This is a genomic window from Xanthomonas sp. Leaf148, from assembly GCF_001423585.1.
Lineage (GTDB): Bacteria > Pseudomonadota > Gammaproteobacteria > Xanthomonadales > Xanthomonadaceae > Xanthomonas.
The window spans coordinates 574234-586441 of sequence record NZ_LMOP01000001.1 but is presented as its reverse complement, the minus strand read 5'-3'; the positions used below and the strand labels follow the sequence as shown (position 1 = coordinate 586441).

General features: G+C 63.7%; 5 protein-coding genes, 2 other RNA genes and 1 pseudogene. 3 read left to right on the top strand and 5 right to left on the bottom strand.

Annotation, left to right across the window (positions count from 1 at the left end):
* Positions 1 to 593 precede the first annotated feature (593 nt).
* Together ASF90_RS21215 and ASF90_RS21210 are read left to right on the top strand one after the other, a co-directional pair.
* Positions 594 to 1700: pseudogene (locus ASF90_RS21215) on the top strand (IS3 family transposase).
* A 111-nt stretch (positions 1701 to 1811) separates the two neighbouring features.
* Positions 1812 to 1887, top strand: a non-coding RNA gene (locus ASF90_RS21210) — sX9 sRNA.
* Positions 1888 to 1891: 4 nt separating this feature from the next.
* Here ASF90_RS21210 and galA read toward each other — a convergent pair.
* The 5 genes from galA to ASF90_RS02415 form a co-directional block, all read right to left on the bottom strand.
* Entirely contained in the window at positions 1892 to 4459 is a 2568-nt protein-coding gene (gene galA / locus ASF90_RS02430; RefSeq protein WP_055845396.1) for a beta-galactosidase GalA, read from the bottom strand.
* Positions 4456 to 5658 (bottom strand): arabinogalactan endo-1,4-beta-galactosidase, encoded by a 1203-nt coding sequence (locus tag ASF90_RS02425; RefSeq protein ID WP_055845394.1) that lies wholly within the window; start codon positions 5656 to 5658, stop codon positions 4456 to 4458. Before ASF90_RS02425 ends, galA begins: the two co-directional genes overlap by 4 nt.
* Before the next feature lie 312 nt (positions 5659 to 5970).
* A non-coding RNA gene (locus tag ASF90_RS21205) (sX9 sRNA) lies at positions 5971 to 6047 on the bottom strand.
* Positions 6048 to 6108: 61 nt separating this feature from the next.
* Positions 6109 to 8802: a TonB-dependent receptor gene (locus tag ASF90_RS02420; RefSeq protein ID WP_055845391.1), complete on the bottom strand. Its 2694-nt coding sequence runs from the start codon at positions 8800 to 8802 to the stop codon at positions 6109 to 6111.
* A gap of 367 nt (positions 8803 to 9169) precedes the next feature.
* Entirely contained in the window at positions 9170 to 10558 is a 1389-nt protein-coding gene (locus tag ASF90_RS02415; RefSeq protein ID WP_055845388.1) for a short-chain fatty acyl-CoA regulator family protein, read from the bottom strand.
* A gap of 134 nt (positions 10559 to 10692) precedes the next feature.
* Between ASF90_RS02415 and ASF90_RS02410 the strand changes: the two genes are divergently transcribed.
* Entirely contained in the window at positions 10693 to 12198 is a 1506-nt protein-coding gene (locus tag ASF90_RS02410; protein WP_055845385.1) for a CoA-acylating methylmalonate-semialdehyde dehydrogenase, read from the top strand.
* Positions 12199 to 12208 lie beyond the last annotated feature (10 nt).

Genomic DNA, 12208 nt, shown 5'->3' with positions numbered 1-12208 from the left:
AGGCACGTCTCGAACGCGATGATCGCACTCGATAAATATTTGAGGTGTTGGCTCTTTCTCTGCCACTGCCGAAATCATTACGTTGAGGCCCGACCCCTGATGTGTAAGTGAGGAAGGTTTACAAGAGCCATCGGGTGGAAGTGGGGGGAACATAAACGACGGTCCAACTGGTTATGTGTCAGCTCTTGCCACAATCCGCAACAAATAGCCTTGATTTCTTCAGTAAGTCCCGATGTAACTTATTGTTATGTATTTATTTTGGTTTCGATAAGTGATGACGCGCAGTTGCTTGTCTCAATTAGTTACCAAATTTGAGGCGATTTATTTTTTCAGGAGGACGCAAATGTGATGTTATTACTCGATATTTCCTCGTTCAGGGCGCGCATTTATGCACTTATTGCAACGCGGCTTAAAAAATGGGTATAGCTTGAAAAAGCGCGGGCCCAAGTCTCTGTTGAGCTAGTATCCATTTGGTTTTGGCTTTGCTTTTGACTTTGGTTGGCAAAAAGTCAGCGCACGATTGTCAGCCTCCCGTAAATGGACCCAGCCATAACTAGAGGTCTCCGGCACACTAGCCACCAAGGAGACCAACGATGCGCAAGAGCAGGTTCACAGAAAGCCAATTGTCGCCACGCTGAAGCAGGTTGAGGGCGGCCGCCAGGTCAAGGGTGTGTGCCGTGAGCTGGGTATTTCCGACGCGACGTACTATGTCTGGAAGTCCAAGTACGGTGGCATGGAGGCAGCTGATGTGCAGCGCCTTCGCGACCTGGAGACCGAACACAGCAAGCTCAAGCGCATGTATGCCGAGCTCGCGATGGAAAACCATGCACTCAAGGATGTCATCGCAAAAAAGTTGTAGACCCAGCGCACAACCGCCCGCTTCTTGTCTGGCTCACCGATCAACATGGCTGGAGCGAGCGCCGGGCCTGCGCGGTGGTTGGGGTGGCTCGCTCGACAGCGCGCTATCGGCGTGGTCCCGATCGCGACGAGGAGGTCATTGCGCTGTTGTCCGACTTGGCCGAGCGTTTTCCCGAGCGTGGTTTTGGAAAGCTCTTTCAGATCATCCGCCGTCGCGGACATGTGTGGAATCACAAGAGGGTCTGGCGCGTGTATTGCCTGATGAAGCTTAATCAGCGTCGTCGCAGCAGGCGTCGGGTCCCGACGCGCCATCCACAGCCGCTGGCATGCGGAGAGCGACCCAATGCTGGATGGTCAATCGACTTCATGTCCGATGCGCTGTGGGATGGTCGGCGTTTCCGCACGTTCAATGTCATTGACGACTTCACTCGGGAAGCCTTGGCGATCGAAGTGGACTTGAATCTTCCGGCGGCCCGCGTCATCCGCACGTTGGAACACATCGCAGCCTGGCGCGGCTATCCCGCTAAGCTTCGCTTGGACAATGGCCCGGAGTTGTCGCATTGGCCTTGGCCGAGTGGGCTGAGCGCAAAGGTATCGCATTAGATTTCATTGAGCCGGGACGGCCGATGCAAAACGGTTTCATTGAACGCTTCAACGGCAGCTACCGGCGCGGCGTGCTGGATATGCACATCTTCCGCACGCTGAGCGAGGTCCGCGAACAGACCGAACACTGGCTGGCCGACTACAACCAACAGATACCGCACGACAGCCTGGGCCGGCTAACGCTCGCCGAGTTCCGTGATCAGCATCAACTGCAGACCTCTATTTTTAGCTGGCACTGAATTGCGGGGAGTCGACACAGCGGCGAACTGCACTTGATGGCCGGGGTTTAGAGCAGCTAATAACATGACTGTGCTCACCGCCAGGCGGGCGCGGCCGGTGCTCGGTGCGGCATGTACCACGCCTACACTCCGGTTCCTCCGCGCCGTCCACGCCCACCTGACGACTGCTCGCGACGTTTTGGTAGCCGCGCTTAGCCCACCGACGGCCGTAGGGCCGACTTGGCAGCCTGCAGGCGCAGCGTAGCCGGGCGCAATCCGGGCGTGCTGGCCTGCAGCACGATATCGCCGCTGCTTCTGGTGGTCTGCAACAGCGCAGCACACAGTCCGTTGAAGGCCTTGCGCTGCGGCGCCTTGTCGTCTTCGTGACTGCTGGGGTCGCCGTTGCCGACGCCGATCAGACGCGCGGGGCCGCGCAGGGCGAAGTTCACCTGGTTGTTGGCGTTGGGTACCAAGCGGCCTTGCGCATCGACGATCTCCACTTTCACGACTGCCACATCTTCTGCATCGGCACGTAGTGCGTTGCGGTCGCAACTCAGGCGGATCGCGGCGGGCTTGCCAACGGTCTCACGGCGTTCGCTGAGCACCAGTGCGCCCCCACGATAGCCGCGCGCTTCGATGACGCCGGGGGCGTATTTCACCCGCCATTCGACATGGCCGTAGGCCGGCACCTGCTGCAGGCCCTGGCTGACGCCGTTGACCAGCAACTCCACCGCGTCGAGATTGCTATGGCACCAGACGGCGAGGTGGCCGTTGTCTTCGGGTTGCAGCAGACCGTCCCAGTTCCAGTGCGGGAACAGATGCAGCACTGGCTCGCGCGTCCACTGCGCGCGGTAGTACCAGTAGTTGTCCTTGGGGAAGCCGCAGCTATCGAGTACGCCGAATTGCGAGGCCACATTGGGCCAACGGTTGTACGGGGTTGGTTCGCCGCGGTAGTCGAAGCCAGTCCAGATGAAACCGCCGGCGATATAGGGGCGTTGGGCGACGTAGCTCCACCACGCTTCGGCGGTGCTCGCCCACCAGGGGTGGTCCAGGTCGTAGGCGCGTGTATAGCCGCGTGCGTCGTCGCGCTGGTAATTGCCGCGCACCGACACGGTGCTGCCGGTTTCGCTGCCGTAGATGGGGATATTGGGGTATTGCGCGTGGAAGCCGTCCATCTGGCTGGTGCGGTAATTGAAGCCGACCACATCCACCACCTGGCCCACGCCGTCGCTGAAGCCTTTATCCATCGCAAAGGTGGTGGGGCGGGTGGGGTCGAGCTGACGTACGCGCTGCTGCATGCGCGACACGATGCGCGCACCGCGCTCGGTGACCTGCTGTGGTTCTTCATTGCCGAGCGACCACAGGATCACGCTGGGATGATTGCGCCCGCGCCGCACCATCGTCTCCAGTTCGCCCATCGCTTCGGGGTCGGTGGACATGCGGCGGGTTTCTTCGATCACGAACATGCCGAGCCGGTCGCACAGGGCGAGCAATTCGGGGGTGGCCGGATTGTGCGAGCTGCGATACGCATTGCAGCCCATCGACTTGAGCTGGCGCAGGCGCCATTCGTGCAGGGCGTCCGGGATCGCGGTGCCGACGCCGGCATGGTCCTGATGGTTGTTGGTGCCGTGCAGTTTGAGTGGCGCGCCGTTCAACAGGAAGCCGCGTTGTGCGTCGAAGGCGATGCTGCGTACGCCGAAGGCGGTGACCACGGCGTCGGTGGCCTTGCCGTCGCTGTGCACGCTGGTGGTCAGGGTGTACAGCTGTGGGGTGTCGATCGACCACAAGGCCGCCTGACCTAGCGGGAGGGTGTGTTCGAGCTGTTGCACCTGGCCTGGCGCCACCGTGATGGAAGCACTCACCGCCTGCGCGACCACGCGTCCATCCGGGGCGGTGATGCGGGCCTGTACGCTGCATTGGCGCGGGGCGGTGCCGTCGTTGCGCACTTCGGCAGAGACCTGCGCAGTGGCGTTGTCGCCCTGCAGGGTGCTGCGCACGAACACGCCGTGCTGCGGCAGATGCAAGGGGTCGGTCTTCTGCAGCCACAGATGGCGATAGATGCCGGCGCCTTCGTAAAACCAGCCTTCGCCCAGCGTGGCATCCACGCGGACGGTAATCAGGTTGGGCTTGCCGTAGTCCAGCACTTCGCTCAGGTCGACCTCGAAGCCGCAATAGCCGCTGGCATTGCGCCCGACGATGTGGCCATTGCAGAACACCACGCAATCGCGGAACACGCCGTCGAACACCAGGCAGATGCGCTTGCCCAGATCGCTGGCTGGAATCTGCAGCGTGCGCCGATACCAGCCCACGCTGTTTTCGGGAAAGCTCGTTCCCAACGCCTTATAGCCGTGTGCGGCCGCCGGGTCTTCCTCGGTCATCGAAGCGGAGATCGGCTCCGGGCGAAAGGGCAGGGTCACGGCCCAGTCGTGCGGCAGATCTACCTGTTGCCAGCTGCTGTCGTCGAAGCTCAATTGCGCAGCGGTGGCGGTGTCCTTGCCGGCCTTGGCGAAGGTGCGCTGGAAGGTGCCGAATTCGAAATCGCGCGACGGGTCGCTGGCATGGCCTAGATGAAAGCGCCAGCCGAAGTCGAACAGCAGCCGCTCGCGTGGCGCCAGCGTTGCGTCACCTAATGGGCCAGCCGGTGGTGTGTTTTTGGCAGTCGCCGATGCGGCGCCGGCAATGCCTGGCACCAGCGCGGCACCCGCGCCGACAGGAAGTGCGGCGCTCACACTGCTTGCAAGCATGCCGCGCAGTAGCTCGCGGCGATTGATGCCGGTCATGGCTGTGTCCTCGTGCTGGCGTCTGCTGGGTTTGCCGATGCAGGTGTATGCGCTGCGGGCGTGTATGAGGGCGGCGCGCCGGTGTATGGATGGTGCATGAAATCGATCGCCGGCAGCACGTCATTGCCATGCTTGAAATCGAAGAAGCTGGCGTTTTCCCACGACGAACCGGTGCCCCAGCGCGTCTTGCAGCTGCTACTGGTCCATGCCGGTTCCCAGTACACGACGCCGGCACCGCCGGTGTCGATCACCAGCTGGGTGAGATCGATCATGTACTTGGATTGGCCTTGCGGCGTGGCCGGGTAGCCAGCAATCAGCGAGTCTTCGCCGAGCAGGTTCTGCGAAGTGTCGCCGGACTCCAGGGTCCACGGGTAGGCGGTTTCCACCACCACCACGTCGGCATCAAAGCGGCCACGCAAGCGCTGGATGGTCTTGCCCAACTGCGCCATCGATTGGGTGGACCACTTGCGGTAGTAGCTGATGCCGATCAGGTCGAAGTCGGTGACGCCGGCCTTGGTGGCGGCGGCGAACCACGACTCCACATTTTCCGGCTGGGCGATATGCAGCATCACCCGCGGTTTGATCGTGGAGCGCGCGCTCATGTCGCGCACCGCCTTGATGCCGGCGTTGAACAGCTTGGCGTTGCGCTGCCAGTCGATGGGGCGCTTCTTGTCCCAGGGCTGGCTGTCCATCAGGTCGGAGTTGCTTTCGTTGCCCACCTGCACCAGCTCCGGCATCAGCCCGGCGCGATCAAGCGCGCTCAGCGTGTCGTAGGTGAAGCCGTAGAGCGTGCGTGCCAGTTCATCGGTATCGGTGATGCTGGCCCAGCCCTTGGGAATCAGCTGTTTTTCGCCGTCGGCCCAATCGTCGGAATAGTGCAGGTCCAGCAGCACCTGCATGCCTTGTGCACGTGCGCGTGCAATGGTCTTTTTGACGTCGGTCAGGTCGCTGTACTTGGTCCAGCGTGCATCGTTCCAGAGCCGCACACGCACCAGATTGGCGCCATGCGCATGGAACAGTTCGAACGGATCGGTGACCACACCGTTCTCGCGATATTGCACTCCGCATTCCTCCATCTCGTTGACGTAGGACAGGTCCGCGCCGAGATACAACGTGGCGGGAGGCTGGGCGGCGTGTGCGGAAACGGATAATGCCAACGCCAGCAGCGTCGGCGTCCAGAAGCGGCGTGTAGAGCGCATGTAATTCCTCGACAAATCAACCATGGAGCGGCCAACAGCATGCTGCATGTGGCCATCGTGCAGCGCAGGCGGTGTGCGGAATCGCAACCAGTGTCGCAGTGCGTTCCCGTGTATCGACGTCACTCACCTGCTGCCCGGCGCAGCAGGCGCCGGATGTATCTGTGGGGTGGCGATCGAACACGACGGTGCAGGCGCCAGGCGCATAGCGGTCTGCATGGAACCGGCAGCTACAACGCGTATCTGCCGGTTCCTGCGTGCCGTCCATGCAGTGCCGGCGACTGCGCGTCATGCGTTTGCCACCGTGCTTGGAGCGGCTAAAAAAACGTAGCGGGCAGTCGTCAGGTGGGTGTGGACGGCGCGCTCAGAAGCGGAGTGTACGAGTGGTACAAGCCGCATCGAGCACCGGCCGCGCCCGCCTGGCGGTGAGCACAGTAGCTTTGTTAGCTGCTCTTAGAACCGGTACGTCGCTTCCAGCTGGTAGCGGCGGCCGAACAGCTGGTAGCCGCCATCGTCCTGATTGGCCAGACGGTTGGGCTTGTTGTCGGTGTAGGCACGCAGCGGCTCGTTGGTGAGATTGCCGGCCTGGAAGCGGAAGCCCAGCTGCTTGCTGTACTGCCAGTTCAAGCTCAGATCCACGGTGCCTTCGCTCTGCAGGCGTGCCAGACGCGCGGCATTCCAGCCGTACACCACCGTGTAGGGGCTGTGGTACTTGTAGCCCACGCGCGCTTCGAAAGTGCCGTTGCTGTACCACAGGTCGAAGGTGCCGGTCTTGCGGGCCAGGCCGCTGAGCGGCAGCGGGTTGTTTTCCGGAGAGAATTCCTTGAGGTTGGAATCCACCAACGAATAGTTGGAATAGACGCCGAAGTTTTCCATGTGCGGGATAAAGAAGAACGGCGTCTGGAAGGTGAGTTCCACACCATTGATGTAGCCGCCGCCGCCATTGAACGGCGCGCTGACCAGGTAATCCAGGCCGTTGATCACTTCGCGGTCGGTGCGGTAGCCGATGCTGGAATCCACTTCCTTGCGATACACCGCCAATGCCGCCAGCGCTTCCTTGTGGAAGTACCACTCGTACGACACATCGACCTGGGTGGCCTTGAACGGGTCCAGCTGCGGGTTGCCGCCGCTGCCGGTCAGCTGGCCGACGGTCACGGTGGGGTCGTCCAGGCGACGGCCGGTGCGCAGCTCGTCCAGCGGCGGGCGTGCGATGACCTTGGCCACTGCAAAGCGCAGGATGCGTTGATCGTCGATCAGGAAGTTGAGCGTCGCGCTGGGCAGCACGTCGGTGTACTCCTTGCTGTCGCTGCTGGCCTGCACGGTGCCGCCGACCGAATCGAAGCCGTCGCTGGTGGTCTTGGTGTTGACCAGGCGCACTCCGATATTGCCGGTGACATCGGTACCGAACAGCTGCGAGCTGAAGACCGCCTTGGCGAAGGCTTCGCGCACGTCTTCCTTGACGTTCCAGTGGTCGAGCATCTGCTCATCGAGCGCGGCCGGATCGAAGCCGCCAAAGCCAATGCGCGCGATCTCGGCCATGTTGCCGCCGGTGAGCGTGGGCACATTCAAGTCCGGCATGGTGACCGGGTAGATCAAGCCCTGATACGCCGAAATCGGCTGGTCGTAGCCGGACTGGTTGCCGATGAAATTTCGGTTCTGCTTTTCGCGGCTTGCGGCGCGTGCGCCGAATTCCAGCGAGGTGAACGGGCCTGCGTCCACCGCACGGCTGGCATTGAGCGCCAGCGCAGCGATCTTGTCGCGCAGTGCCTGCGGTTGAGTCTGCCCGGCGATGCCGTATTCGGGCGTGTCCGAGCTGGTGCTGATGGTGGGCGTGACGCTGCGGCGGAAATCGAACGACACCGTGTCCGGGTTACTGCCGAAGCGCACTGCCTGCCAAACGTTGTCGCGCTTGGCCTGCGAGAACGACAGATCGCTGCCCAAGGTCCACACATCGCCGTTCCACTTGGCGTTCAAACCACCGGCGGTGAGCGTCTTGACCTCGTTGTAGTGGCTGACCACATGGTCGACCTGCAGGTTGGAATTGGCCAAGGTGCCGGCCACCACATCGCCATCGACGATGGTGTAGGACGAGCCCGGCGTGGTGTACGGGTTGGTCGCACCGGAAAAGGTGCTGAAGGCCAGGCCGTTGAACCAGTTCTGCAATTGGTCTTCGTCGATCTCGATGCGCGAATACAAGCCGTCGAACTTCAACTCGAAATTGCCCGAGCGCCACTGCACGGTGCCCATCGCGCCGGTGCGGGTCTGCTCGATCAGCTTGAGCTGGTCGGCCGCGCCCCACGGGGTGGGATCGACGGTGCCATCGCCATCGACGTCGCGCGAGGTGGTGGCATCGGTATAGCCCCAGCTGCCGATCGACGAGCTGGCATTCTTCTGCTTCTGATAGGTGGCGCCGAAGGCCACGGCCAGATTGTCGTTGAACTTGTGCACCCAGCTGGCGCCGAAGCGGCTGCCCCACGGGGTGTAGCCGTCCACGTCCTTAGCGTGGTCGTAGAACACCGGCCCGGCGGTGCCGACAAAGCCGGGGCCGGTGTAGTCCAGCGGGCTGATGGTGGAGATGTCCACGGTCGCCGCCAGGCCGCCGGCGACCAGGTCGGCCGACTGGGTCTTGTAGACCTTGACGGTGGAGACGATCTCGGTGGGAAACACTTCCCAGCGCACTGCGCGATTGGGTTCGGACGAGGCGATCTCGCGCCCGTTGACGGTGCCCATGGTCATGCGCGGGCCCAGGCCGCGCACGGTGGCCAGGCTCTCGTTGCCGCGGTCGCGGGTGCCGTTGACGCCGGGCAGGCGCACCAGCGCTTCGGCCACGGTGACGTTGGGCATCTGGCCCATGTTGTCTGCAGAGATCACTTCCATGACGTGATCGGACATCTGCTTGGCCTGCACGGCCTGATTCAGGCTGGCGCGCTGGCCGATCACGGTGATGTTGTCCAGCGTCACCGGTGCCTGCGCGTTGGCGGCGCTGCTGCTGGTGGCGTTGGCCGGCGGCGCGGCGGGCGCGGTGTCCTGTGCCTGCGCACTGAACGCGGTGGCCAGCACGAAGGCGATGGTGGTGCAGAGGACGTCGCGGACCGGCGTGCGGCGCAGGCGCCGGCTGGCCGAGTGACCGGTGTGGTGAACAGGCATCGGTTGATCCCTCCCAGGACTAAGTGACCGAATAAGGTGATGGCGGCTGATGCGGCCCGCCGGCGCCGATGTAGGTCTGGCGCGATCGAGCGGACATGGCGTGGTGCGGTGGTGCGGTTGCGGTAAGTGCGTTGCTGCGGCGCTTCACGATCGACAATCGACAATCGCGCTGGCGTCCCCCTGTCCTGCATGTGTCCGCTTCAGGGTAGAAGCGCGAGTCATTCCATTCCAATGAAGCATTTTGCGTGAGCTATCTCGGCTTGGAATGCTGCAGTGCAGCGCTAGCGTTTGCTTCGTCACAGTCTGGCGTGGGTGCGTGCCAGGCGACTAAACGTTGCCCAGGTGGCAATTGCGTGGTGTGGTCTCGCTAGCGCGTGCTGACCGGCAACCGGGGCAGGGCGGGGAATGCGCGCTGCACGCAGTCGCTGCGCTCGCAGGTCAGGCAGCCCGGCCCGATCGGCACGGCATCGTCCACCGCGCCCAGATCCCAGCCGCGCGCATAGACCAGCTGGTCGGCATGACGCAGGTCGCAGCCCATCGCCAGCGCAAAGGTCTTGCGCGGGCGGCCGTAGCCGGGGGCGCCGCTGCTGACCTGGCGGGCCAGCCAGAAATAGCGGCGGCCATCGGGCATGCGCGCGATCTGGGTGAGGATGCGGTCGGGTTGGTTGAACGCCTCGTACACGATCCACAGCGGGCAGGCGCCGCCCACGTGCGAAAAGTGGAAGTCGGTGGACGAGTGGCGTTTGGAGACATTGCCGGCGCGATCCACCCGCATGAAGAAGATCGGTAACCCGGCTGCACCGCGTCGTTGCAGGGTGCTCAAACGATGGCAGACCGCCTCGAAGCCCACTCCGAAGCGGTCCGCCAGCCACTCGATGTCGTAGCGCGAGCGCTGCGCGCTGTTCAGGAAATCGCTGTACGGCATCACCAGCGCGCCGGCGAAGTAATTCGACAGCCCGATCCGCGACAGCGCGATGCGCTCGGCATCCTCGAACCCGGCATCGGCGATGCGCGCGTCCAGCAACGGTGCGCATTCCAGCAAGGCCAGGTGCGCGGCCATCTGGAACGCCTGCTGGCCGGGCCGCAGATGGGCGGGCAGCCACAACACGCGCGCCTGCGCATCCACGCTGCGTTTGTCGCTGTGCAGATCGGGCGCCTCCTGCACCAGCAGGCCGTGACGATCGGCCAGGCGCTGGCGCAGCCGCAGCGGCAGGTTTTCCGGGGTCAGGCCGAGTTCGGCATACAACGCCTCGGCGCGCTCATCCAGTTCGGGCAGGTAGTTATGGGCGCGGTTGAAGTAATCGCGCACCTGCTCGCCCGGCGACAGCGACGGCATCGCCGCATGCTCAATACCGATCTGCATTTGCAGCGCGGCATTGCGCTCCAGCAGATGCTGATGGGCGCGGTGCAGATCCAGCAGCGCCTGCGCCACCTGCGGCAGGTTGCCGGTGAGCGCGCGCAGCTCGGCCGGCGACAGCGTGTGGCCCAGGCTGCGCAGCGATTCGTCCAGCGGGTCGGCCAGGGCGGCTGGGTCGTCCAGATCCAGCAGGCCGTCCAGATCGCCCAGCGTGGCCTTGAGCCGTTGCTGGATCGCCAGCGTCAGCGGGCGCTGGTTGCGCTCGATCTGGTTGAGATAGCTCGGCGATAACGCCAGCCGGCGCGCCAGCTCGGCCTGGGTCAGGCCGTGGCGCTGCCGCAGCCGCTGCAGGCGCAGGCCGAGCTGATGGCGGAGGACGGGCGGCGAGGACTGGGGCATTCGCAATATTCGCAAAATTGTGCGGCCAGCTTAGCGCGATTAAGCAGATGTGGGCTGGGAATGGCAGGTTGGGCTGCGAACAATGCGAAGTACTGGGCCAGCCGGCCCGATGTCTTCTGCGAGCGAACCCTGTGATGAGCGAATCCGTCCCCCGCGTGTCCCTGTTGATCGATGGCGAAATGCTGGTCTCCGCCAGCGACCAGTGGCAGGACGTGGTCAACCCGGCCGACCAGTCGGTACTGGCCCAGGTGCCGTTCGCCACCACGGCTGAAGTCGACGCCGCAGTGGCCGCCGCCAGCCGCGCCTTCGTCAGCTGGCGCAAGACGCCGATCGGCACCCGCGCACGCGTCTTCCTCAAGTATCAGCAGCTGATCCGCGAGCACATGCCCGAGCTGGCCGCGCTGCTCAGCGCCGAGCAGGGCAAGACCCTGGCCGATGCCGAAGGCGATGTGTTCCGCGGGCTGGAAGTGGTGGAGCACGCCGCGGCGATCGGCAATCTGCAGTTGGGCGAGCTGGCCAACAACGTCGCCAACGGCGTGGATACCTACAGCCTGCTGCAACCGCTAGGCGTGTGCGCGGGCATCACGCCGTTCAACTTCCCGGCAATGATTCCGTTGTGGATGTTCCCGATGGCGATTGCCACTGGCAACACCTTCGTGCTCAAGCCGTCCGAGCAGGACCCAATGGTCACCATGCGCCTGGTCGAACTTGCCCTGGAAGCGGGCATTCCCAAGGGCGTGCTCAACGTGGTGCACGGCGGCGAAGAGGTGGTCAACGCACTGTGCGACCACCCGGACATCAAGGCGCTGTCGTTCGTCGGCTCCACCAAGGTGGGCACGCACGTCTATCGCCGCGCATCGCTGGCCGGCAAGCGCGTGCAATGCATGATGGGCGCCAAAAATCACGCCGTGGTGCTGCCGGACGCCAATCAGGAACAGACCCTCAATGCGATGGTCGGCGCCGCATTCGGTGCGGCCGGCCAGCGCTGCATGGCCGCCTCCACGCTGGTGTTGGTGGGCGACGCGCGGCAGTGGATTCCTGCCCTGGTCGCCAAGGCCAAGACCTTGAAGCTGGGCGCGGGCAACGCCCAGGGCACCGACGTCGGTCCGCTGATTTCCTGTGCGGCGCGCGAGCGTGTGGAGGGCTTGATCGCCTCCGGCGTGGAGCAGGGCGCCACGCTGGAACTGGATGGTCGCAGCCCCACCGTGACCGGGTTCGAACAGGGCAACTTCGTCGGCCCGACGATCTTCTCCGGCGTCACGCCGGGCATGCGCATCTACGACGAAGAAATCTTCGGGCCGGTGCTGGTGATCCTGGGCGCAGACACGCTGGACGATGCGATCGCGCTGGTCAACGCCAATCCCAACGGCAACGGCACTGCGTTGTTCACCCAGTCCGGCGCCGCCGCGCGGCGTTTTCAGGAAGACATCGACGTGGGCCAGGTCGGCATCAACGTGCCGATTCCGGTGCCGGTGCCGCTGTTTTCGTTCACCGGCTCGCGCGCTTCCAAGCTCGGCGACCTGGGCCCGTACGGCAAGCAGGTGGTGATGTTCTACACCCAGACCAAGACCGTTACCGCGCGCTGGTTCGACGACCAGACGCTGGGCCATGGCGTCAATACCACCATCTCTCTCAAGTGACCCCAACGCC